The organism is Occallatibacter riparius, assembly GCF_025264625.1.
Lineage (GTDB): Bacteria > Acidobacteriota > Terriglobia > Terriglobales > Acidobacteriaceae > Telmatobacter > Telmatobacter riparius.
Map to the genome: position 1 here is coordinate 4,981,483 of NZ_CP093313.1, position 23,700 is coordinate 5,005,182.

The following is a 23,700-nucleotide window of genomic DNA, read 5'->3' on the forward strand; positions in this document are numbered from 1 at the left end:
GTCTTTCCTGGTCCTTCAGCCCGTAGCCTGTAGCTCGTAGCGAAAGAGAGAACACGAAGCGTATGGTTGGGAGCCGGATGCCGGTATCTACAGGCTGCGAGCTACCGGCTTCTGGCTTTCTCTAGGCCGCCTGTTGCAGCGCGTATGCCTTGGCCACGCCCACTGCTAGGTTGCGGATACGCCCGATGATGCCGACGCGCTCGGTCACGCTGATGGCGCCGCGGGCATCGAGCAGGTTGAACAGGTTCGAGCATTTCAGCGCAAGCTCATACGTGGCCAGCAGCGGGAAGCGGCGCTTATCTGTCGCGCTAGCGTTATCGTCATTCAGCAGCGTGTTTGCCTGCGCGAGCAGCGACTTGGCTTCCGCCTCGAACGAGTTGAAGTGATCCCAGAGGCGTGGCACGTCGGCATACTCGAAGTTGTACACCGAGAACTGAAGCTCTTCGGCCAGGCGGACGTCGCCGTAGGTGACCTCTTCGCCGGTCTCGGGATCGCGCGACCAAACGATGTCGTAGATCGACTTCACATCCTGCAGGTACTTAGCAATACGCTCCAGCCCATATGTCAGCTCGGCGCACATAGGGTCGAGGTCAAGGCCACCGCACTGCTGGAAATAGGTGAACTGCGTGATCTCGAGGCCATCGAGCATCACCTGCCAGCCGACGCCCCAGGCCCCGCCCGCGGGCCACTCCCAGTTGTCTTCTTCAAACTTGAGGTCGTGCTGGCGCAGGTCGATGCCGATGGCTTCGAGCGACTGCAGATAGAGCTCCTGCACGTTCTCCGGCGGCGGCTTTAGGATGAGCTGGAACTGCGTGTGCTTGAACAGGCGGTTGGGGTTCTCGCCGTAGCGGCCGTCCGCGGGGCGGCGCGAAGGCTGCGCATAGCCGACCTTGTACGGCTTGGGCCCCAGCACGCGCAAGAACGTCTCTGGCGACATGGTGCCCGCGCCGACTTCAACGTCGTAAGGCTGCTGCAGCACGCATCCGCGCTCGGCCCAAAAGCCTTGCAGCCGGAAGAGCAGGTCCTGGAAAGTCAGCGCGGTCTTGGCGCCGGAGCCTGCCTGGTTGGTGGAAAGCGTTGATGAAGACACGTATCCTCTCTCTTGCTGCGCTGCTGGCGCAGATCGGATGGGACTCAGCTAGATTTTAACAGTCGCATCGTGCGGGCTCCACCGCGACGGGAGATCCAATTTTTCATGCAGCGCGGCCTGTTTCTCTGGTAGACAGGATGCAATGTCCCAATCAGCCAGCGGCACTCCCGCAGTGAGGCGATACCGGCCGAAGTGGTGGCTGCGCATCTTCGCCCTGTTCTTCCTGGGGTTCTCGGGTACCGGCATGATCAGTCTTTGGGCCCCGATGCTCTCAGGCAGTCGGCCGCTGAATACGATCAGCTTTGTCGCGCCTGCCGTGCTCACAGTGGTGGGTGCGTGCATGACTGCCCATTACTTCAACAGCTTTGTGGTCCTCTATTCGGACGCCATCGAGCTGCAGACGTTCTTCTCGAACAGGAAGCTGTCGTTCGCTGAGATTCGCGGCAAGCGCGAGTACGAGACCACCGACTCAGATGGCGTAACCACGCGCTATATCCGGCTGGACCCTGTCGATCCAAGCAAACGTGCACTGGAATTCACCCGGTACTTCAACTTCGATTCGGACTTCTACGACTGGCTCAGCCAAGTGCCGCAAGTGCGGCGTGACGCCGGAACTGCTATCCGCTGAGGCGCGCCAGGGCCTCTGCGGACCGCAGTTTCCGCTCCATATGCCGCTCCAGCGTGTGCTGCATGAACCGCCGCAGATCCTGCCCCCTGCGCCTCGGCCAGTCTTCAGCCGCGAAGCTCGCAACTGGCGCGCGAAGCATCCGCAAAGCCATCTGCCAGGAATCCGGCGAGAGCAGGGTATCGCTGGTGTGCCGGTGCACCGCGCAGAAAAGCCCATCGGCATGGGAGTTGAAGTTGACCTCGTCCGAGCCAAGGGCCTCACCGCAGATGGTGCAGTGCGAAATATCCGGCAGCAGGCCCATCAGCCGCGTCATCCATAGGGTGAAGTAGGTCAGTGGCATCCAAGGACGCTCGGCAGTGGTCTGCTCCAGCACTGAATTCGCCAGTCGGAAAATCGTTTCCTGCGGATCGCGCTCCGGCAGTGCCTCTTCAAGCACTTCGGCATAGAAGCTCAGAACGCCGAGTCGGGTGGCGTCCACTGGCCGAGAGAGCGGGGAAGTGATGATCTCGAGCTGATCCAGCCGCACCAGGTCCTGCTTGGGTTTTTCGGCGAACCAGGCGCGGGCGATTGTCATCGGCTCAAGAGCGCCACCGAAACGCTTGCGGCTCTTCAGAGCCGACTTGGCCACCCCGCGGAGCTTGCCGTAGTCGCGCGTGAAGAGGCTGACGATGAGGTCAGCTTCATGCACGGGCCACGTGCGCAGAACCACGGCTTCAGAAGTGAGAACGGCCATTCCGATCCCTCATCTCAAAACACAAACGCGCATCCCGCCGGAGCAGGATGCGCGTCGATGACACACGAAAGCCGTAGTCGCAGTGAGCGTGGTGGTTTAGCGGCCGAAATGCGCGGCGTTCTTCTCGGTGAAATGCGCCCACTTCTCCGGCAGATCGTCTGCCGCGAAGATGGCGGACACCGGGCAGGCCGGAACGCAGGCGCCGCAGTCGATGCACTCGACCGGATCGATGAACAGCTGATCGGCTCCGTCGTGACCGTCCTCGTCCTTCTTGGGGTGGATGCAATCGACCGGACACGCATCTACGCAGGCGGTGTCCTTGGTGCCGATACAGGGTTCTGCAATCACATATGCCATCTTGTTCTGTCTCCGGTTAGGGAACTCTCGACGCTGAGAATAGCACAGGACCCCTTTGCCTCGGTCAACACTCATTCAATGAGTTTTGCCATGCGGGAAGCCCTGGCCGAACGGGCCAGAGCCTATGCCCTGAGCCTCTGAAAGATCTGGAGATAAGCTCGCGCCGCCTCCGTGATCACCTCCGGCCTGCCCTCATCCACCGCCGTTAGATTCACGAGATCGCTGCCCACCCCCAGCGCGCGTGCTCCGGCCTTCAGGAAGCTCTCCGCCGTATCCACCGTCACCCCGCCTGTAGGGATCAGTTTCAGAAACGGGAACGGAGCGAGCAGAGCTTTCAAATATGGCGCGCCTCCCATCGCCGAGCAGGGAAAGATCTTCACGTAGTCCGCCCCTGCCCGATGCGCCGTAATCACCTCAGTCGGGGTCAGCGCTCCCGGCACTGACAGCTTGTGCGCCGCCTTGGTCGCCTGAATCACCTCGGGGTGCAGGCTCGGGCTGACAACGAACTCTGCGCCGGCCTCAATGGTGGCCTCGGCTTCCTTCGCAGTCGTTACCGTCCCGGACCCGAGCAGAAGTTCCTCGCCGTACTTCTGCTTCAAATCCCGCAGCACGTCAATCGCGCCGGGAACCGTCATGGTGACTTCAACCACGGTGATTCCACCGGCGATCATGGCATCCACGACCGCATGTGCCTGTTTTGCGTTCTTCGCCCGGAGGACCGGAATTAGCCCAACGCGTTCAATTCGTTCTGCTGTAGTTTCCGCCATCTTTATCTTCCTTGTTGGACCTGGACCACCATGACTCGGCATCAGAAGCTCGAACCCGACTTCTGACAACTGAAAACTGACAACTCAATTCACCGCGCGATCCGCGCCCCGCCGCCCTTCATCGCCCGTTCCACTTCGGCCAGCGAAGCCATGCTGGTATCGCCTGGGGTCGTCATAGCAAGCGCTCCGTGCGCTACGCCACACTTCACAGCCCATTCAAAGCCCTTGCCTGCAAGGAAACCGTAGACAAGGCCCGAAGCGAAACTGTCGCCCCCGCCTACGCGATCGAAAATTTCTATCTCACGTTGCGGAACGTGCGCAATCTCGCCGTTGTACAGCGCAATCGCGCCCCAGGCATTGCGCGTCGCCGTGTGCGCGGTACGCAATGTGCTCGCCACCACCTTGAGATTGGGATACGCCGCCGCCACTTCGCGCAGCATCTCCTCGTAGCTCGCAATGGGCAGTTCGCCGAAGTCCTCAGTCACACCCTTGATCTCGACGCCCAGCATGGCGGAGAAGTCTTCCTCATTGCCGAGCAGCACGTCGACCTTTCGCACCAGTTCGCGATTCACTTCCTGCGCGCGCTCTTTACCGCCAATCGACTTCCACAACGACTCGCGATAGTTCAGGTCGAATGATATGGGCGTCTCAGTATCCCAGGCCACCTGCATCGCTTCTAGTGCCACGTCCGCCGTCGACTCGGACAACGCCGCAAAAATCCCGCCTGTATGGAACCAGCGCGCGCCGTTCCGCTCGCCGAAGATCGCCTTCCAGTCGAAGTCGCCGCGCTTCACCTGGCTCATCGCGGTATGTCCGCGATCGCTGCATCCAGCCGCCGCGCGCATGCCGAATCCGCGCTCCGTGAAGTTCAGTCCGTTCCGCACTTCGCGGCCAACACCGTCATATTTCACCCAGCGGAGAAGGGAACTGTCCACGCCGCCCTGCAGGATCAGATCCTCCACCAGCCGGCCCGTCGCGTTGTCGGCCAGTGCAGTTGCTATCGCAGTCTTGAGCCCGAAACAACGCCGAAGCCCGCGAGCCACGTTGTACTCGCCGCCGCCCTCCCACACATCGAACCGCCGCGTGGTGTGTATTCGCCCTTCACCGGGATCGAGCCGCAACATCACTTCGCCCAGGCTCAAACAATCCCATCTGCGGGATTCAGGAACAACAATCGTATCCATCGAGCTCCCTTGGAAATGCCTATAGACCACTCTAACGCAGTGGCCATACCCCAAAGCGGTGCGCTCCGCCAAGCATGAGTAAATCGACTTACATGATAGATTTCTTGCGTCGGCAGGAAGTACTCATGACCGCACTCCACCCCATCCTGTAAAGTGAACCGGTGTACGGGAGTCATACAAAATGAGCAAGCTATTTGATCTGAAGGGCCGCGTTGCCGTGGTCACTGGCGGCACGACAGGCCTTGGCCACGCCATCGCACTTGGCCTAGCTGAAGCAGGAGCCGACGTCGTCGCCAGTTCGCGCCGCACCGAGCAAGTAGACAAGGTCGCAGCCGAGATTGAAGCATTAGGCCGCCGAACGCTGCGCGTTACAAGCGACGTGCTGAACCGCGATTCGATCCAGGCGCTGCACGACGCCGCCATCAAGGAATTCGGCAAGATCGATATCCTGGTGAACGCCGCCGGTGTTACGCACAAATCCGCCACCCTCGACGAGAGTGAAGCGGAGTGGTCGCGCGTCATCGAAACCAACCTCACTGGCACTCTGCGGTCCTGCCAAATTTTCGGCAAAACGATGGTGAACGCGGGCTACGGCCGCATCATCAACATCGCATCGCTCACAACGTTCCTCGGCTTCTTCCAGGTCGCCGCCTACTCAGCAAGCAAGGCGGCCGTTGGTTCGCTCACCAAGGTGCTGGCCATCGAACTCGCCAAGACCGGCGTAAACGTCAACGCCATCGCGCCCGGAATGTTCCCCACTGAGCTGAACGCCAAGCTGATCACCGGCACTCCGCGCGGCGAGGAACTGCACATGCGCGTGCCTATGGAGCGCTTTGGCAAAGCCGAGGAACTGCAGGGCGCGGCGATCTTCCTCGCCTCCGAAGCCTCCGCCTACGTCACCGGCGAAATCATCGCCGTCGATGGCGGCTTCCTCGCCAGCGGCGTCAATCGATAAGGCGCCTCCAAGGGCCAGAAGCTAGTAGCTAGAAGCTAGGAGCTGCTTTTGAAAATCACCAATGGGTACGTCAACATCACCTCGCCGGGCCGCAACTTCATCACGCTCAAGATTGAGACGGATGAAGGCATCTACGGCCTCGGCGACGGCACGTTGAACGGGCGCGAACTCGCGGTCGCCAGCTATCTCACCGACCACGTGATCCCATGCCTCATCGGCCGCGACCCCTTCCAGACCGAGGATATCTGGCAGTACCTCTATCGCGGCCCCTACTGGCGTCGCGGCCCGGTGACCATGTCCGCAATCGGCGCAGTTGACATGGCCCTCTGGGATATCAAGGGCAAGGCGCTCAACACGCCCGTCTACAACCTGCTCGGCGGCAAGAGCCGCGACGGCGTGCTCGTCTACTGTCACGCCTTCGGCAAAGACATCGACGCAGCCCTGGAAGATGTCGCGCACCACAAAAACCTCGGCTATCGCGCCATTCGCGTGCAAAGCGGCATTGCAGGCCTCAAGTCCACCTATGGCGTCGCGAAGGGCCCCGGCCGCTACGAGCCTGCTGAGCGCGGCCTTCCCTCCGAGTACGAATGGGAAACCGAGCCCTATCTACGCTCAGTACCCAAGCTGTTTGCTCGCGTGCGCGAAGCTTTCGGCGAAGACCTCTACCTGCTCCACGACTGCCACCATCGCCTAACGCCCATCGAAGCCGCGCGCCTCGGCAAGGAACTCGAGCCCTTCCATCTCTTCTGGATCGAGGACCCGACGCCAGCCGAGTTGCAGGAGGGCTTCCGAACGATACGCGAGCACACCACAACACCGCTCGCAGTCGGTGAAGTCTTCAATTCTCTTTGGGATGCGCACGATCTCATCCGCAACCAGTGGATCGACTACATCCGCGCCACGCTCACGCATGCCGGCGGCTTTACGCCAATGAAGAAGCTGGCGGATTTCGCGGAGCTCTATCACGTCAAGACCGGCTGCCATGGCGCCACCGACCTTTCCCCGGTATGCATGGCCGCCGCGCTCCACTTCGACACGGCCATCCACAACTTCGGCATTCAGGAGCACATGCCGCACACCGACGAAACCGACGCTGTGTTTCCGCACCAGTACTATTTCAAAGACGGCTACATGTATCCCGGTGATGCGCCGGGTCTCGGAGTCGATCTCGACGAGGCGCTTGCCGCAAAGTATCCTTACCAGCGCGCCTATCTTCCCGTGAATCGCAAAATCGACGGCACCCTGACAGACTGGTAACCCCGACCGCATGAACGCAAGCGAAGAACCCATCGAGTCTCTAGCTGAACCGCCCCCATTGCGCGGTCGCTGGACCATCTGCGCCATGCTCTTCGTGGCCACGACGATCAACTACGTCGATCGCCAGGTGCTCTCGATCCTCAAGCCGATCCTACACGGCCAGACGATTCAACTGCAGCCCCTGTTCCCCGGTTGGCCTTCCTTCGAAACTACCATCAACGTCACCGACCGCGAGTACGGATACATCCTCGCCGCGTTCCAGGTAGCATACGCATTGGGCGTCATCTTCGCCGGCCGCTTCGTAGACCGCGTCGGTTGCCGCAAAGGCTATCCCATCGTCACCGGCCTCTGGAGCCTCGCGGCCATGGCGCATGCGTTGGTGCGCACCGTCATGGGCTTCGGCATCGCGCGCTTCTTCCTCGGCCTCGGCGAAAGCGGCAACTTCCCCGCAGCCATCAAGGCAACAGCGGAGTGGTTCCCGCCTAAAGAACGCTCGCTCGCCACCGGAATTTTCAACTCCGGCGCGGGCGTGGGCGCAATTCTAGCGCCGCTCGCTGTGCCGTGGGTGGCACTCCACTTCGGCTGGCGCGCTGCATTCCTCATCACCGGCATCTTCTCCGCCATCTGGATCGTCTGGTGGTCGATCCGCTATCGGCGGCCGCACGAAACCATGGACCAGTCGCGCGGACACATCGTCATCGCTCCACCTGCCTCGGTTGTTCCCTGGTGGAGCCTGCTCAAGCATCGCCAGGCATGGGCATTCATGGTGGGCAAGTTCCTCACCGACCCCGTCTGGTGGTTCTTCCTTTTCTGGCTGCCGCAGTACTTCCATTCGCGTTTCGCGCTCGATCTCACGCACATCGGTCCGCCGCTCGTCACGGTGTATGTCGTCTCCACCATCGGCAGCGTCTACGGTGGTTGGCTCCCGCGCGGATACATGCGTGTCGGCATGCAGCTCAAGCGCGCGCGGCTTGCGGCAATGCTCACCTGCGCCTGCTGCGTTCTGCCGGTGCTTACCGCCGGAAGCCTCAGTTCCGAGTGGATCGCAGTGGCTCTGTTATCGCTGGCCGCTGCTGCACATCAGGGCTGGTCGGCAAACATCTTTACCACCGCGTCTGACATGTTTCCCTCAGAGCACGTGGGCACCGTCGTAAGCTTCGGCCAGGTTGCCGGCGCGCTCGGCGGAGCCATTTTTCAGCCCATCGCCGGAAACATCCTGCAGCTGACGCACAGCTACGTCCCGCTGTTTCTCTATTCCGGCTGCGCCTATCTCGTGGCGCTGCTCCTGCTTCGCACCCTCGCGCCAGGACTGAAACGAGCGCAACTCGGAACCTCCGGCTTGTCATGAATCCACTGCACCGCAAGGCCGTCCTTGGGATTCTGCGGATGTTTGTCGTGTTGTTTATTGCGGTCTTCGGCCCTCCCTGGACTCTCCATTACTGGCAGGGTTGGACCGCCCTGGCCGCTTTCTTCATACCTTCCTGCGTCATCACAGTCTATGTCGCGAAAAATGATCCAGCCTTACTCGAACGCCGTCTCAAAGCAGGGCCCAAGGACGAAAAAGAAATCGGCCAGAAGATCGTTCAGGCAATCGCATTGGTTGTCTTCATCGCCGATTTCGTCCTCCCCGCATTCGATCGCCGATTTGGCTGGTCACCCGTTTCTTCATGGGCGTCCATCGCAGGCGCCATCATGATGCTCATCGGCTTCTGGATTACCTTCGCAGTATTCAGGGCAAACTCTTTTACCTCCGCCACAATCGAAGTCGCCGAAAACCAGAAGGTCATCTCCACCGGGCCGTATGCGCTCGTTCGCCATCCCCTGTATACCGGGGCATTGATTATGCTGTTTGGGATTCCTTTGGCGCTAGGATCGTGGTTGGGTGAGCTCGTAAACATAGTCATGACGATCGCGATTGTCTGGCGCCTTCTGGATGAAGAGAAGCTGCTTGTCAGGGAACTGCCGGGTTATGCGGAGTACCGCGGAACCGTGCGACACAGGCTTGTTCCCTATGTCTGGTGAGAAAGCCTGCAACCGTATTGACCAAAAGAGAGAGGACTGATGGCAGAATCACGAAAGCTTCGCATGGGAATGGTAGGCGGCGGCCCCGGCGCATTCATTGGTGCGGTGCACCGCGTCGCCGCCGAACTGGACGGCCGCATTGAAATGGTTGCCGGAGCGTTTTCGTCGTCACCCGAGAAATCGAAAGCCGCCGGTGCCTCCTACCGCATCGATCCCGCCCGCGCCTACGGCAGCTACGACGAGATGATCGCGAAGGAGAAGCAGCGCGAAGACGGCATCGACTTCATCGTCATCGCCACGCCCAACAGCACGCATCTTCCCATCGCCAAGGCCGCGCTTGAGGCCGGCATCCCGGTCATGAGCGACAAGCCCGCGACGGCCACCTACGACGAGGTCCTCGAACTCGAGAAGGTCGTCATGAAGGCTGGACTGCCCTACGGCCTCACCCACACCTATGCGGGATACGCCCTGGTCCGCGATGCGCGCGCTCTCTGCGCAGCCGGCGAGATCGGCCCCATCCGCAAGGTCGTCGTCGAATACCTCCAGGGCTGGCTCAGCGATAAGCTCGAAGAAACCGGACAGAAGCAAGCCTCATGGCGCGCCGATCCCAAAATCAGCGGCCCCGGCGGCTGCATCGGCGACATCGGCACCCACGCCTTCCATCTGCTCGAGTACATCACGGGCCTCGACGTCACCGCGCTGCAGGGCACTCTCCGCTCGGTAGTCGAAGGCCGCCGCGTCGACGACGATTGCACCGCGCTCCTCAAGCTCAGCAACGGCGCGCAGGGCATTCTGCTCGCCTCGCAAATCGCCGCGGGCGAGGGCAACGGCATCCGCATCCGCGTTTATGGCGAGAAGGCCAGCCTCCACTGGCAGCAGGAGAATCCCAACACGCTGCTCCTCCGCCGCAACACCGGCCCAGACGAGACACGCCACGCGTCGGCTGGCTATCTCTCCGCCGATGCCCGCGCCGTAGCGCGCCTGCCTGGCGGCCACCCCGAAGGCTACTTCGAAGCGTTTGCAGTGCTCTATCGCGAATTCGCCGACTGGCTCGAAGCCTGGCGCGCGACCAAGGCCGAAGCGCCCGCCACGCTGCCCGGCATCCGCGCTGCCGTCCGCGGCATGCGTTTCATCGATCGCGCCATTGAAAGCAACAAAACCGGCAACTGGGTTGAGTTTTAGGGAGAAGACACAATGAAGACCATCAAAGGACCGGGCATTTTTCTAGCGCAGTTCGCCGGCGACAACCCGCCATTCAACACGCTCGCCAACATGGCTCGCTGGGCCGCTGACCTCGGCTTCGTCGGCATCCAGATCCCCACGTGGGACGCGCGTCTATTCAATCTCCAGCAGGCCGCCGACAGCCAGGCCTACTGCGACGAGATCCTCGGCACCGCGCGCGATGCCGGCGTGGCCATCACCGAGCTCTCCACGCATCTCCAGGGCCAGCTCGTCGCCGTGCATCCGGCTTACGATGCAATGTTCGCGGACTTCGCCCCCGCCGGCCTCGATCCGCAGGCGCGCCAGCAGTGGGCCGTGCAGCAGTTACACTGGGCCGCAAAGGCCAGTCGCAATCTCGGACTCAACGCGCACGCAACGTTTTCGGGCGCGCTGGCTTGGCCGTTCTTCTACCCATGGCCACAACGCCCCGCGGGCCTTGTCGAAGAATCCTTCGCCGAACTCGGCCGCCGCTGGCTGCCCATCCTCAACGTCTTCGAAGAAAACGGTGTCGACGCCTGCTTCGAACTGCACCCCGGCGAAGACCTCCACGACGGCGTCACCTTCGAGCGCTTCCTCGCCGCGGTCGACAACCACCCGCGCGCCAACATCCTCTACGACCCCAGCCACATGGTGCTGCAGCAGCTCGACTACCTCGAGTTCATCGACATCTACCACCAGCGCATTCGCGCCTTCCACGTGAAGGACGCAGAGTTCAACCCCACCGGCCGCGTCGGCGTCTACGGAGGCTATCTCCCCTGGGTCGAGCGCGCGGGCCGCTTCCGCTCTCTCGGCGACGGCGAAGTGGACTTCAGCCAGATCTTCTCGAAGTTCGCACAGTACGACTATCCCGGCTGGGCCGTCCTCGAGTGGGAGTGCTGCCTCAAGCATCCTGAGCAGGGTGCAGCCGAAGGCGCTCCGTTCATCCAGAACCACATCATCCGCGTCACCGAAAAAGCCTTCGACGACTTCGCCGGCGGGTCCACCGACAAAGAACGCAATCGCAAAATCCTCGGACTCGCTTAGCGAGTAGCTTGTAGTCGGCAGCCTGTACCTTCAGATTCCGAGCTACAGGCTACCGGCTACTGGCTGCAGGCCTTTACTTCACTCCCGAATTCTCCCGAATAAACGCCGCCGTCTGCTCATGCAGTTCCTTCAGCGCGCTTTCATTCACATAAACCATGTGCCCCGTCTGGAACCAGTGATAGCTGATATTCGACTGCAGGCTCTGCGGCATCGGCAGATGCTTCATCTCATACGTGGCGCCGAAATACAGTGTGCCCAGGTCGAAATATCCGCCCATGAGCATCACCTTTATCTTGGGATTGCGCTTCATCGCCACCGCCAGATCGGTCATCACATTCACGCTCGACTCCCAGCCCTGTCCGCCCGGAGGCACGTGCGCCAGGTTCCAGTGCCAGCCCGGCTGCCGCGCACTCGGCTTGTAGGTCATGTTCTCGCCGTACTTCAGCTCCTCGCGCGCGTATTGATTGATCGCCGTTACATAGGCTGCCGTAATCGAATTCGTGAACGGATCGTACTCCGCTTCCTTACTCAGCCGATCCATGTCCGGCCCTTGATAGCGCGTATCGAGACGCCCCGTGGTCAGCCCTTCCTCGCTCTGCAACTCCTTTGAATAGTCGCCGCCGCTCACCCGCAGATTGGCCTTCATCCAATACGCGGCAGGCACGCCGGTATACCCCTGCAGCTTGTCGGCGATAGCCTTCTTGCGGTCCGCAGATAGATCGGCACCCTGCAGCAGCGCGCTCGCATATTCGCCCAGGCTGAACTGCTCCACCTCGCGCAGAAATGGCTCGAGCTGCGCAGTCTGATTCGGCACACGATGGTGATACCACGCCGTCGCCGCCATCGAAGGCAGCGACAGAAAATAAGGCTGATCCGTGCCGGGATTCCCCTCGGGCCCATCCGCGCTGTTGTCAAAGCTCAGAATCTGCGACAGCAGCACCACGCCATTCAAATCCACGCCCTGCAGCATCCGGCTTAGCACTGCGCTACGTGTCGTGCCATAGCTCTCACCAAAGATGTACTTGGGCGAATTCCAACGGCTGTACTTCGTCAGGAATCGCCGGATGAACCGATCGAAGGCGTGCGCATCCTCATCCGTTCCGAAAAACGCTTTGCCTGCATCCTTGCCCATCACGCGGCTGAAACCCGCTCCCGGCGCGTCGATAAACACGAGATCGCTCACGTCGAGAAGGCTGTACTGGTTCTCCACCAGCGGATAGGGCGCCGCAGCCTGATGCTGTCCGTCCGGCGTCACAATGCGCTTCGGCCCGAACGCACCCATATGCAGGTACATCGTCGCAGAGCCCGGCCCCCCGTTATAGAGAAATGTGATGGGGCGCGACGCGGCTTGCGCGCCCTTCTTGAAGTACGCCGTATAGAACATCCGCGCAGTAGCAGGCTGGTCCTCAGGCTTGCCCGGCAAATCGATCCCTGAGTCCGGCAGATACTTGCCGTCGAGGCCCAGCATCGCATCCTGTGCATCCGTCGAGCCCACGGTGAGCACGCCAGCCACGGCGCGATAAGCGATCGCCTGACCTCCAACCGTGACCGATCCATCTGTAGCGGAATCACCCTGCGGCGTAGCCACCGCCGCTTTTGTCTCCGCGTCCTTTCTGCCATCCGGCTTGTCCTGCGCTACCATCGCGCCGTTCACCAACGAGGCCGACAATGTAACCAAAGCACACAGGGGAAGTAGACCTTTTCCTGCTTTCAATTGAGCCCTCCAATGGGATCCGATGTTGAGGCGAAGTATATCGACTAGCCGCGCATTCTTTCGAGCATTCGTCAGCGCCGCCTCATCGCCGGCTTCTTTGTCACCGTCACGAGCTTTCCCATCACCGCATACTTCCTTCTCTCCACAGGCGACGACAGCACCACGCTCGTAATCGGCGTCCCATAAGGCAGCAGCGCCTCGATCAGCGCCTCCAGATCACTCATATTTGTAGTCGTCACTTTCAGCAGCAGGTCGTCGCCGCCAGTGAGGTGATGGCACTCGCGCACCTCCTCGAGAGTCTGCACAAAATCCAGCAGCCGGTGATACTGCGGCCCGTTGCAGCTCATGCGGATAAACGCCATCACTTCGAGCCCCAAAGCCTCGCGATCAATCTCCACCGTGTACGCGTGCAGAATGCCCACTTCCTCCATCTGCCGCAGCCGCTCCGCCGTTGCCGTCGGCGATAGCTCGATCCGCCGTCCCAGCTCCGCCACGCTCAGTCGCGCGTTCGCCTGCAGCTCATCCAACAGCTTTCGCCCATAGGTATCCATCAGCGCCGTGGAATCCATTGCCATAAGCTTTCAGCATAGTCGATTCGGCCAGCATTTCGAGCCTTGGCTGTCCAATCCGTCTGTACCCAAACTCGCTCACTCCGTAGCATCAGCAATATGGAAGTTCTCGCCCTGAATGGCCAGCCGTTGACCCTGGCCGACATCGAAGCCGTGGCCGTCTCTCGCATTCGCGTTGAAGTCGCTCCTTCCGCCCGCGAGCGTGTCGCCGCCAGCCGCGCCCTCATTGAGCAGGTCCTCGCCTCGGGCCAAACCGTCTACGGCGTCAACACCGGCTTCGGCAAGCTTGCCGATGTGCGCGTCTCCAATGAAAACCTCGCACAGCTCCAGACCAACCTCGTCCGCAGCCACGCCGGCGGAGTAGGCCAGCCCATGAGCGAAGCTGAGTCGCGCGCCATGCTCCTGCTCCGCGCCAACGTGCTGGCCAAGGGCTTCAGCGGCACGCGCATCGAAGTCCTCGAACTCCTCGTCGCCCTGCTCAACACCGGCATTCATCCTGTCATCCCGGAGAAGGGAAGCGTCGGCGCCAGCGGCGATCTCGCCCCTCTTGCCCATCTTGCACTGGTGGTCATCGGCGAGGGCGAAGCCTTCTACAAAAGCGAGCGCATCCCCGGCGGAGAAGCCCTCCGTCGCGCGGGCCTCAAGCCCGTCCAGCTAGCCGCCAAGGAAGGTCTCGCTCTCCTCAACGGCACGCAGGCCATGGTCGCCGTCGGCGGCCTTGCCGTCGCCCGTGCCCAGCGCCTGGTCCGCCTGGCTGATGTCGCCGGAGCCATGTCCCTCGACGCCCTCCTCGGCACCCCCGTAGCCTTCGATCCGCGCATTCAGCATGCACGTCCGCACCAAGGCCAGATCGCCGCCGCCGCCCACCTCACCGCCCTCATGCAGGGCTCAGAAATCCGCGAGTCCCATCGCGAGCACTGTTCCCGCGTGCAGGACGCCTACTGCCTCCGCTGCATGCCGCAGGTCCACGGCGCCGTCCGGGGAGCCCTCGCCCACGTTGCCTCCGTCCTCGAAACCGAAGCCGGCTCGGCCACCGACAACCCCCTCATCTTCCCTGACGGCAACGGCACCGGAGACGTCCTCTCCGGCGGCAACTTCCACGGCGCGCCGCTCTCCTACGCGCTCGACTACGCAGCCATCGCCATCACCGACCTCGCCGGCATCACCGAGCGCCGTATAGACCGCCTCCTCAACCCTGATATCAACGAAGGCCTGCCCGCCTTCCTCTCGCCCGATCCCGGCCTCTCATCCGGCTTCATGATCGCGCAGATCGTCGCGGCCGCCCTCATCAACGAGTGCCAGGTTCTCGCGCACCCCTCCTCCACCGGCAGCATCCCAACGGACGGCGGCAAGGAAGACCACGTCTCCATGGGCATGACCGGCGCGCTCAAACTGCGCCAGATCGTCGAGCACGTAGAGCGCATCGTCGCCATCGAGCTTATGTGCGCCGCCCAGGCCGTTGAATTCCGCCGCCCCCTCAAATCAAGCCCCCGTCTTGAGGCTGTCCACGATGCGGTCCGCGCCGTTGTCCCTAAGCTCGAACAGGACCGTGTCCTCGCCGGTGACATCGACGCCCTCGCCTCTGCCATCCGCAACGGCGCCTTCAATAAATGGAGCGATCCGGCGTAAATTCAAACCACAAAACTCGCACATTTCACAGCCGCCGTCCTCGAAGACTGGATGTAGCATGATGAGGCATACTGGGAGGGCGCGGATATGAGACTCTTTCGCACTACTACCGGTTCTTTTGTCGAGAAGGCAGGGAAGTACTACCCCCTCAACGGCGCCAGTTGGAACGAGCTGTTCCAGCGCGACGATCTCGAAGGCTATCTTGCCTCGACGGTCAACGGCGACGCCAAGCCCACGGCTGCGTTCTCACGCGCTGACCTGCTCCCGCCCATCGAGCAGCAGGAAGTCTGGGCGGCCGGCGTCACCTATTACCGCAGCCGCAGCGCGCGCATGGAAGAATCCGAAAGCGCGGGCGGCGGCGACTTCTACGATCGCGTCTATTCAGCCCCGAGGCCTGAGCTGTTCTTCAAGTCGACGGCCAGCCGCACCGTAGGTTCGGGCGGCAAGGTACGCATCCGCCACGACGCAAAGTGGTCCGTCCCTGAGCCGGAACTGGTCCTGGTCATCAGCGCGCAAGGCAAGATCGTCGGCTACACCATCGGCAATGACATGAGCTCGCGCGACATCGAGGGCGAGAACCCGCTCTACCTGCCGCAGGCCAAGGTCTACGACGGCAGTTGTGCGCTCGGCCCCGGCATCCTCGTCGCGTCCAAGGCACTGCCCAGGACCACCGAGATCGCTCTCGAGATCTTCCGTGGCGAGGGTTGCGCCTTCGCCGGCTGCATCAAGATTTCCGAGATCAAGCGCGACTTTGCCACGCTGGTCGAGTACCTGTTCCGCGACAATTCATTTCCGAACGGTTGCTTCTTGATGACCGGCACAGGCATCGTTCCGCCGAACGACTTCACCTTGGACCACGGCGACCGCGTGCGCATCACCATCGACCCCATCGGCACGCTGGAAAACGAAGTCGCCTAGCAAGCGAGATCCCTGTCCTGAAAATAGGCCCGTTCCCCCACTGAGTTGTCATCCCGAGCGCAGTCGAGGGATCTGCGGTTGTCTTTAGCGCGCTCAATGGAAGGCACGAACCAAATGCAGCCTGACATCATTGTCTCGGGTGGCGACGCCATTCCGACAGGCGATCAGTGCGGCCGTCCCGGCAACACAAAATGCTCAGCGCAGCGCGGTTCATAGTTATCACCGGCCATAATCACCGGGCTCTCATACTCTGCCGGCTTCCCGTCAATCAGCCGCTGCGGATAAATCGCGCGACTGCCGCACGCGCAATACGAGACCAGCTCAGTGATGTTCCCCGCGTAGTGCCGCACCAGCCACGACAGGTCCAGCATCTCCCCGAACGGCAGCCCGCGAAAATCGAGCTCCAGCCCCGACACCATCACGTCATGCCCCGACTCCAGCAGGCGTTTGGTGAACAGGAACAGGTCCGCGACAAACTGGCCCTCGTCGATGGCCACGCACTCCACGCGCTTGCCAATGCGCTGTTCCATCTCCGAGAGAATCGGCAGAGCCGCCCAGGGATTCACGGAAGGGAACTCGACCGCTTCCATCTTTCCGCAGCCGTTCCCGTTCCGGCTCTCCACCAGGCCGGGAGCAGCCTTGGTGTCCGCACACGGCTTCAGCAGCAACACATGCTGCTTGGCATACTGGCGGCGGATCTCGATGCGGCGTAGCAACTCCGCCGTCTTGTTGCTCCGCATCGGTCCCACAATCACTTCCAGCTTGCCCGGCACAAGTTTCTCCAATTCCGCCACAACCCCCTATTCTAGCGGCTGTCGGATTGGGCCCAAGTGCAACGCCAGCTGCGGAATTGTTGATAAGCGGTGCGGAATCTCAGGCTATGGTGCGACGCAACTCGGCCGGCAGAAGCTTACGTCTTCTGCCGGCCAATTCGCTACTTCGCCGCCTGCAGCGCCTCCGTCAGCGCCGGCACCACCTCGAACAGATCCCCCACAATCCCGTAGTCGGCCACTTCAAAGATCGGTGCCTCCGGGTCTTTGTTGATGGCCACGATGCACTGCGATCCCTTCATGCCCACCAGGTGCTGAATCGCACCCGAGATGCCAACCGCGAGATACAGCTTCGGCGACACCGTCTGTCCCGAGCTGCCCACCTGCCGCTCCATCGGCAGCCACCCGTTGTCGCAGATCGGCCGCGAAGCCGCAACCTCCGCATCGAGCGCCGTTGCGAGTTCCTGCACCAGGGGCAGATTGTCCGACTCCTTGATGCCGCGTCCCACGCTGACAATCCTCTGCGCCGAGCCAAGATCGACCGTCTGTGCCGACCCGCGGAACGGCTCGCCTGGCTTCGTCCGAATCTGCGTCGCATCGATAGTCGGCGCAAACGTCGTCACTTCAGCCGATCCCGCGCCTACCTCCTCCGCCCGAAACGCGCCGGCCTGCACCGACACAAAACACGGCCCATTACCCCGATGCCGATACGCGCCCGCAAGCCGCCCCTGCATCAGTTGCCGCGTAAACACAGGCCCCTCGGCAATCCCCACCACGTCGCTGATCAGCACTTCATTCATACGTGCCGCCAGCGCCGGCGCAAAGTCGCGCACCTGGTACGTATGCGGAAACACCACGAACTCCGGCTGCTCCTGCTCAAAAAACTGATGCAGCGCGATCGTGTATCCATCCGGCGTATAGGCCGCCAACAGCGCATGCTCCACGCGCGCGACCTTTCCGACCGCCTTCGCCGCAGTCTCGCCCGCCAGTGCTTCAGTCGAAGCGCCGATCACGGCCGCATTCAATGCTTTTCCCGTCAGCGAAGCCAGCTTCTGCCCGGCCGCCAGCGCTTCCCAGCTTGCGCGGCCCACGCGGCCGTCGCGCTCTTCAAGAACAACCCAGATTCCGCTCATAGTACGCGCGCCTCGAACTTCAGTTTCTCCACCAGTGTTGCCGCCGCCTGCTTCGCATCGCCCTCTATTATCTGCGTGGACTTCTGCTTCTGCGGCAGCGTGACGTTATCAAGGGTCGCCAGCGCGGGCTGCGCGGCGCCCAGATCGTCGCAACCCACCACGCGCATCTCCTTGGTCTTTGCCTTTTTAATCCCCATCAGCGTCGCGTAGCGCAGCTTGTTGCCGCCACTCTGCATGGCCAGCACCGCGGGCAGCGGCAGTTCAATCTCCTGGAACCACCCCGCCTCGAGCTCTCGCTTCACCTTCAGCCCCGCATCGGTCTTCTCGACAGTGAGAATGAGCGAGGCATGCGGCACGCTCAGCAACTCGGCCAGAATCACGCCCGTCTGCCCATACCCAAGATCGTCGGACTGCAACCCGCTCAGCACCAGGTCCGGACTCTCCGGCTTGATGGCATCGGCCAGCAGCCGCGCCACAGACAGCGCATCGCGCGTCGCCAGATCGTTGCAGTCCACGTGGATCGCGCGATCCGCGCCCTTGGCCAGCGCCTCGCGAATCGTGGTGCCCACGCGCTCCGGCCCCGCGCTCAGCACGATCACCTCGCCGCCGTGCTTCTCCTTCAGTTGCAGCGCCTCTTCCAGCGCATACGCATCCGACTCGTTCATCGCATACTGCACGTCGGACTCTTCTATCCATTTGCCTGAAGCATCAATGCGCACCTGCGCATCCCGCTCCGGCACCTGCTTGATTGCGACGATAATCTTCATTCATTGCACCTATCTGAGTTTCAGATGATTGTTGTAGATAATCGCACCGAACGTGATGATGATTCCCAAAGGGATGCAGATCGCTGCGGTGTAGAGCGGCCAGCGTCCAACATGTTCTTTCACTAGTGACCAGTAACGTGTCTCGAGAGGATGCCTCGGTCCTCGATTCACGCTTTGCCGAGGTATGCGCACGTTCGCATAGTTCAGCGCGAAAAATCCGGCCCCGGCGATTACAAAGCCGATCCACATGATTTCCATCGGGCCGCGAAGCATACTAGTCCACCCTCACGGTAGTCTGTTCCTTTGCAGGCAGCCCGCGCGCCACCAACTGCGCCACATCCATCAACTCCGGCGCTGTCCCATCCATCTCCCCCAGCGCATCCCTGAACATCGAATTACAGAACGGGCACGCCGTCCCAATCGCCTGCGCCCCCGTCGCCACAAGCTCCTTCGCTCGCGTATGGCTCACGCGATCACCGGTTTCTTCACCGAGAAACACCAGCCCGCCGCCGGCCCCACAGCAGAAACTCCGCTCCTTATGTCGCGGAGCCTCCACAAGCGTCGCCGAAATCTGCACCAACTCCCGCGGCTGCTCATACACATCGCGATACCGACCCAGGTAGCACGGATCGTGATAGACAACCTTCCCGCCGCTATTCTGCTTCGGCAACCGATCTGCAAAACGAGCCATGAACTCCGTATGATGCTCGATCTCCGGCGGAGTGCCGTAAGCCTTCCAGTCCTCCTGAATCGTCCGCACGCAATGCGGGCAGATCGACACGATCTTCTTCACCTTGTTCTGCGCCAGGTTCTTCAGGTTCTCCTCTGCCAGGGTCTGAAACACGAGATCATTCCCCAGTCGCCGCACCGGATCGCCCGTGCACTTCTCCTTCTTCAGCACGCCAAAGCTCGTGCCCAGGTAATTCATCACCTGCGCAAACGCGGTTACAATCTCGCGCCCCTTCGGATCGTACGCGCCCATGCAGCCCAGCCACAGGCAATACTCCTGCGTCCCATCGAAAATCGGGAACCCCGACTTCTGCACGAACTTGTCACGTTCCAGCGCACTGATCCCCAGCGCATTGCTGCCGCGCTCAAGCTGGTTGAACAGCTTCGCGCCATAATCGTCTTCCCACGTGCCGGTATTCACCGCGCCGCGCCGCAGCCCGACCATAATAGGAAGGTGCTCAATGCCCACCGGGCACTGGAACTCGCACGCCCCGCACGTCGTGCACTGAAACACGGCCTTCTGCGAGACGTGATTGCCGTAGGTCCCATCGGCAGCAACACCGTTGAGGAGCGCGTCCTCAGAAGCCGGCCCGACATGGTTGAGATAGCCTCTCAGCCCGAGGATCACTTCCTTCGGGTTCAGCTCCTTCCCCGTATTCGTCGCCGGGCAGTGCTCGCTGCAGCGCCCGCACTCCACGCAGCTATACGCCTGCAGGCTCACAAGCTGCGTCAAGTCCTTGCCAGTAACGAGCCCGAAATCCTCATCCCCCACCAGCGGCGGAATCTTGCTGAACCCTCCCCGCGACAGAAATATAGTTGCCGGGCTCAGCACCAGGTGCAGATGCTTCGTATGCGGAATGATCGGCAGAAAAGCCAGCAGCGTCACCGTGTGCAGCCACCACAGCGTCCGCGCGTCAGCGCTATCTTTTGTCGTGAAGAACGCCGCCAGGTACGTCAGCATCAGCACGAAGATCAGCCAAGCAATTACGCCCGACTCATACGAGACCTTCGCGCCCAGCCAGCGCGGCCGCGCGAAGAACCGCCGCACAAACAGGCCTGCGATCCCAACCGCGCAGGCAATCGCAAACGCTGCCGCCAGGTAGTAGTAAAACCGCCCGAATACGCCCGCCGGGTCCAGAAACCCAATCCCCAGCCCCACCGCCGCGTGGTTCAGCGTCACCAGCGCGAAGGCGCAGAAACCCCAGAATACGAACGCATGCGCCAGCCCCGGCAGCGGCCTCTGCTTGATCACCTTGGCCTGACAGATCACCTCGGTGAAGAAATCCCACACGCGCCTGCCCACCGGCGCCAGCTTGAAATCCGGATCTTTCTTCGACGCCAGAATCCGCTTCAGAATCGGCCCAAAACGCCTAAAGAACAGCCCCAGCGATGTCGCGGCAAGGATCAGAAAAATCAACTTCTCTGTGAGCGAGAAGGATTGCGGTTCGGCCAATGTGGCGTGCAAGGGGATCATAACCAAACCCACTCAAGATACACGATCACCCCTCGTTGCGTCGTGACAGGCAGGCCCGTGAACCGGGCCACGCGGCCGCCCGAAAACAACGCTGCAGTACCGTGACTTGGGTACTGTGACGCATCTCACAAGCAATTCACCGTTCGCGACCCCAAACTTCTAAAGAACACTCGGCAGTACCATTTTGGGACTTTCATGCTGGCGGTGCCCTGCCGACGGACCGTTTTAGACCCCGAGGTTTCCGCGTTGGCCGACGCACCCGCAGTACACCCCGTTGATGAGCTCAGAGTAGCCGAGATGCTGCCGGCTCACACAATTAGGCCATCGTCTCACTTATCACTTCCTCTATCCGTGCGCAGGCTCCTGGATCACTGGCGGCTCTTCTCATCCGTGCTCGGCAGCCTTCTGTTGCTCTGCCTCCTTTACTGCCTGTTCGCCCCCAAACAATACGAAGCCAAGACGCGCCTTGCTCTGCGCATCGGCCCCGTAAGCGCGCTCAACCTTGATACCGCCGATACACCGCACCCCAATTCGCTCGCTGCGGGCGAAATTCAGTTGGAGACCCTCGCCAACGTCCTGCGCAGCGATGAACTCGCATGGCGGGTCATTCTCGAAAAAAAGCTCTACGAATCTCCCGGCTTTGTCGGCGTTCTCCCGCCTCGGTTCTCGCCCTTTCACGCCGATTCACCTTCTCCCGACGCGCGCGCCTGGCTTCTCGAGCGGTTCCAAAACGCGCTGCACGTTCGAACCGTCCCCCGCACCATGCTGTTCGAACTCCGCTTCCAGTCGCGCGATCCGAACCTCTCCGCCGGCGTGCTCAACGCGTTGGTCCGTGCCTATCAGAGCGAAGAGACCGAGACCCGCATCCTGGCCACCACGCAGGCCACCGGCTGGCTCAACACCCAGCTTCAGGACCTGAAAGCCAAAGCTGATCGCGACGAACAGAGGCTGGCGGATTTCCAGAACCAGCATGGCCTCCTCATCGCTCCTGACACTCCCGGCAACAGCCAGTCAGGCGGCCGGCACGTTACGGCTCTGCTGGAAGTCGACGAACTCGGCCGGGACCTGGTCGCGGCCACTTCCGAGCGCATTCTTCGCGAGGCCGAATATCGGGCCGCTATGCAGGGCGATCCCGAACTCGTCCTGGCCTCTGACCCGCGTCTGCAGAACGACAATGGAGGCCTGTCTGTCTCCGCGCTTCGCCAGATTCGCCAGCGCCGTGGTGATCTCGAGCAGGAGCGCGCCCAGCTTTCCGCCGAGCACGGCCCGAACTTTCCGCGCGTCGTCGAAATCCGCCAGCAGCTCGACGACCTCGATCGCCAGCAGCAGGCTGAAGACGCGAAGCTTCGCGACCGCTTCCGCAGCGCCTTCCAAACTGCCTCGGACCGCGAGCAGCTCGTGCGCAGCAACCTGGCTCAGCGCACCGGTGAGGGACAACAAGTCGTTGCCGCGGCAGCTCAATACGAAGGCATGCGCCGTGAGGCCGAAGCGAGCCGCGAGCTCTACGTCCGTATGCTGGGCAAAGTTGAGGAGGCCGGACTCGCCGCCGGGGTGCACGTTCCTGAGCTCTGGGTCATCGATCCCGCACACCCCCCTGCCAAACCCTCCGCGCCGGATCTACCGCTCTATATGGCCATCACATTCTTTGCCGGGCTCTGGATCGCAACCGGAGCCGTCTATCTCGTCCGCATCGTTCAGTCCTCCCGGATGCGCTACCTGCTCGCAGCTCTTCTTCTTGCATCGGTCGCTCTCACTCTGTCCGCCCAGGCGCCCACGCCCAGCACCTCCGGCCTGCCCACTGGAGTCGTCAAAATCCCGGCGGCCAAAGACACAAAGAACTACCCCAATCCGAAAGAAGCTCCGCCGGTCTGGACCGGAACAGATTCCGCGTCTACATCGCCTGCCGCCGGTTCGCTTGCGCCGCTTGCCGGTCCCATCGTGCCCGGAGAACAGCTTGAAATCACGGAATACCACACGCCCGAGTTCCACTCCAGCGTCCGCGTCGCCGCAGATGGAACCGTGATGCTGCCGATGATCGGCGAAATCCATCTCGCCGGTCTCGATGAATCCGAGGCCGCCCGTGTCATCGCCGACACCTTGATAGGCAAAGGCATGCTGCTGCATCCGCAGGTCACGGTGCAGACCACCGCCTACGTCGGCCAGGACGTAACCATACTCGGCGAAGTCGGCCGCCCCGGCGTCTATCCTTTCGCCGCACACCATCGCCTCCTCGACCTCATCTCCGCCGCTTCCGGCCTCAACGTCACCGCCGGCGGCCTCGTGGACATCACGCATCGCGATCACCCCGACAGCCCCGAGATGATCACGCTCGACTTCAGCCAGTCCGGCAGCGAGCGGCAGAATCCTGAACTGCTTCCCGGCGACCTGGTCCACGTCAGCCGCGCCGGCCTCGTCTATGTGGTGGGCGACGTCAACCGTCCCGGCGGCTTTACGCTCGACCCTGCCCAGCGCACAACCGTGCTCCAGGCGTTGTCGCTGGCCTGGGGCCCCTCGCAGAACGCATCGCTCTCCAAAGCTCTTCTCATCCACGCCAAAGACGATGGCCGCACCGTCACCACGCTCGATCTGAAGCGCATGCTTCGCGGCCAGGATCCCGACCTCCCCGTCAACGAGCGCGACATCCTCTTCGTCCCCGATTCCACCGCAAAGAACCTGTGGAACCGCACCATGGAGTCCGCAATTCAATCCGCGGTCGGCGTCAGCATCTATGCGGGTATGGTCTACTCGCAGAGGTTCTAG

22 protein-coding genes are annotated in these 23,700 nt (G+C 61.8%); 10 read left to right on the forward strand and 12 right to left on the reverse strand.

What is annotated here, in order from left to right; translation table 11 throughout:
- Positions 1-121: 121 nt before the first annotated feature.
- Complete coding sequence (locus MOP44_RS20200; protein ID WP_260792182.1) at positions 122-1,090, reverse strand: glycine--tRNA ligase subunit alpha; 969 nt, start codon at positions 1,088-1,090, stop codon at positions 122-124.
- A gap of 142 nt (positions 1,091-1,232) precedes the next feature.
- Between MOP44_RS20200 and MOP44_RS20205 the strand changes: the two genes are divergently transcribed.
- Positions 1,233-1,718, forward strand: a complete 486-nt coding sequence (locus MOP44_RS20205; protein ID WP_260792183.1) for a hypothetical protein — start codon at positions 1,233-1,235, stop codon at positions 1,716-1,718.
- On the opposite strand, the gene recO is transcribed toward MOP44_RS20205, so the two are convergent.
- The 4 genes from recO to MOP44_RS20225 form a co-directional block, all read right to left on the reverse strand.
- Positions 1,708-2,451: a DNA repair protein RecO gene (gene recO, locus MOP44_RS20210; RefSeq protein WP_260792189.1), complete on the reverse strand. Its 744-nt coding sequence runs from the start codon at positions 2,449-2,451 to the stop codon at positions 1,708-1,710. The two genes, MOP44_RS20205 and recO, sit on opposite strands and share 11 nt — an antisense overlap.
- A 96-nt stretch (positions 2,452-2,547) precedes the next feature.
- Positions 2,548-2,808, reverse strand: a complete 261-nt coding sequence (locus MOP44_RS20215; protein WP_260792191.1) for a 4Fe-4S dicluster domain-containing protein — start codon at positions 2,806-2,808, stop codon at positions 2,548-2,550.
- Between the two features lie 122 nt (positions 2,809-2,930).
- Positions 2,931-3,575: a bifunctional 4-hydroxy-2-oxoglutarate aldolase/2-dehydro-3-deoxy-phosphogluconate aldolase gene (locus MOP44_RS20220; RefSeq protein WP_260792193.1), complete on the reverse strand. Its 645-nt coding sequence runs from the start codon at positions 3,573-3,575 to the stop codon at positions 2,931-2,933.
- A gap of 89 nt (positions 3,576-3,664) precedes the next feature.
- A complete protein-coding gene (locus MOP44_RS20225; protein WP_260792195.1) occupies positions 3,665-4,759 on the reverse strand; it encodes a sugar kinase in 1,095 nt (364 codons plus the stop codon).
- 181 nt (positions 4,760-4,940) lie between these two features.
- Here MOP44_RS20225 and MOP44_RS20230 point away from each other — a divergent pair, with 181 nt between their 5' ends.
- The 6 genes from MOP44_RS20230 to MOP44_RS20255 are packed head-to-tail and all read left to right on the forward strand — an operon-like array spanning position 4,941 to position 11,237.
- A complete protein-coding gene (locus MOP44_RS20230; RefSeq protein WP_260792197.1) occupies positions 4,941-5,714 on the forward strand; it encodes an SDR family NAD(P)-dependent oxidoreductase in 774 nt (257 codons plus the stop codon).
- Between the two features lie 48 nt (positions 5,715-5,762).
- Positions 5,763-6,971 (forward strand): D-mannonate dehydratase ManD, encoded by a 1,209-nt coding sequence (gene manD, locus MOP44_RS20235; protein ID WP_260792199.1) that lies wholly within the window; start codon positions 5,763-5,765, stop codon positions 6,969-6,971.
- A gap of 10 nt (positions 6,972-6,981) precedes the next feature.
- Positions 6,982-8,319 carry an MFS transporter gene (locus MOP44_RS20240; protein WP_260792201.1) on the forward strand — a complete coding sequence of 446 codons (1,338 nt, stop codon included), beginning with the start codon at positions 6,982-6,984 and terminating at the stop codon, positions 8,317-8,319.
- A 38-nt stretch (positions 8,320-8,357) separates the two neighbouring features.
- A complete protein-coding gene (locus tag MOP44_RS20245; RefSeq protein ID WP_260792203.1) occupies positions 8,358-8,993 on the forward strand; it encodes a methyltransferase family protein in 636 nt (211 codons plus the stop codon).
- A 39-nt stretch (positions 8,994-9,032) separates the two neighbouring features.
- Positions 9,033-10,175, forward strand: coding sequence for a Gfo/Idh/MocA family protein (locus tag MOP44_RS20250; protein WP_260792205.1), 1,143 nt, complete (start codon positions 9,033-9,035; stop codon positions 10,173-10,175).
- 12 nt (positions 10,176-10,187) lie between these two features.
- On the forward strand, positions 10,188-11,237 hold the full coding sequence (locus tag MOP44_RS20255; protein WP_260792207.1) for a sugar phosphate isomerase/epimerase family protein: 1,050 nt from the start codon (positions 10,188-10,190) through the stop codon (positions 11,235-11,237).
- A gap of 73 nt (positions 11,238-11,310) precedes the next feature.
- Here the strand turns inward: MOP44_RS20255 and MOP44_RS20260 are convergent, their stop codons facing one another.
- Positions 11,311-12,915 carry a S10 family peptidase gene (locus tag MOP44_RS20260; RefSeq protein ID WP_260792209.1) on the reverse strand — a complete coding sequence of 535 codons (1,605 nt, stop codon included), beginning with the start codon at positions 12,913-12,915 and terminating at the stop codon, positions 11,311-11,313.
- Positions 12,916-13,022: 107 nt separating this feature from the next.
- Positions 13,023-13,526 carry an Lrp/AsnC family transcriptional regulator gene (locus tag MOP44_RS20265; protein WP_260792211.1) on the reverse strand — a complete coding sequence of 168 codons (504 nt, stop codon included), beginning with the start codon at positions 13,524-13,526 and terminating at the stop codon, positions 13,023-13,025.
- Positions 13,527-13,619: 93 nt separating this feature from the next.
- On the opposite strand from MOP44_RS20265, the gene hutH reads away from it, so the two are divergent.
- Both hutH and MOP44_RS20275 read left to right on the forward strand, forming a co-directional pair.
- The gene (hutH, locus tag MOP44_RS20270) at positions 13,620-15,149 is read left to right on the forward strand and encodes a histidine ammonia-lyase (RefSeq protein ID WP_260792213.1); all 1,530 of its coding nucleotides are present in this window, start codon (positions 13,620-13,622) and stop codon (positions 15,147-15,149) included.
- Positions 15,150-15,236: 87 nt separating this feature from the next.
- Positions 15,237-16,067, forward strand: a complete 831-nt coding sequence (locus MOP44_RS20275) for a fumarylacetoacetate hydrolase family protein (protein WP_260792217.1) — start codon at positions 15,237-15,239, stop codon at positions 16,065-16,067.
- A gap of 164 nt (positions 16,068-16,231) precedes the next feature.
- Here the strand turns inward: MOP44_RS20275 and MOP44_RS20280 are convergent, their stop codons facing one another.
- From MOP44_RS20280 to MOP44_RS20300, 5 genes are all read right to left on the reverse strand, one after another.
- Entirely contained in the window at positions 16,232-16,861 is a 630-nt protein-coding gene (locus MOP44_RS20280; RefSeq protein WP_260792218.1) for a thymidine kinase, read from the reverse strand.
- Positions 16,862-17,001: 140 nt separating this feature from the next.
- Entirely contained in the window at positions 17,002-17,970 is a 969-nt protein-coding gene (locus MOP44_RS20285) for an electron transfer flavoprotein subunit alpha/FixB family protein (RefSeq protein ID WP_260792219.1), read from the reverse strand.
- Positions 17,967-18,737, reverse strand: coding sequence for an electron transfer flavoprotein subunit beta/FixA family protein (locus tag MOP44_RS20290; RefSeq protein WP_260792220.1), 771 nt, complete (start codon positions 18,735-18,737; stop codon positions 17,967-17,969). The genes MOP44_RS20285 and MOP44_RS20290 overlap by 4 nt, the downstream gene beginning before the upstream one ends.
- A gap of 9 nt (positions 18,738-18,746) precedes the next feature.
- Positions 18,747-18,995, reverse strand: coding sequence for a DUF4570 domain-containing protein (locus tag MOP44_RS20295; RefSeq protein ID WP_260792221.1), 249 nt, complete (start codon positions 18,993-18,995; stop codon positions 18,747-18,749).
- A 16-nt stretch (positions 18,996-19,011) separates the two neighbouring features.
- Positions 19,012-20,931, reverse strand: coding sequence for a (Fe-S)-binding protein (locus MOP44_RS20300; RefSeq protein ID WP_260792222.1), 1,920 nt, complete (start codon positions 20,929-20,931; stop codon positions 19,012-19,014).
- 360 nt (positions 20,932-21,291) lie between these two features.
- Here MOP44_RS20300 and MOP44_RS20305 point away from each other — a divergent pair, with 360 nt between their 5' ends.
- On the forward strand, positions 21,292-23,700 hold the full coding sequence (locus tag MOP44_RS20305; protein WP_260792223.1) for a polysaccharide biosynthesis/export family protein: 2,409 nt from the start codon (positions 21,292-21,294) through the stop codon (positions 23,698-23,700).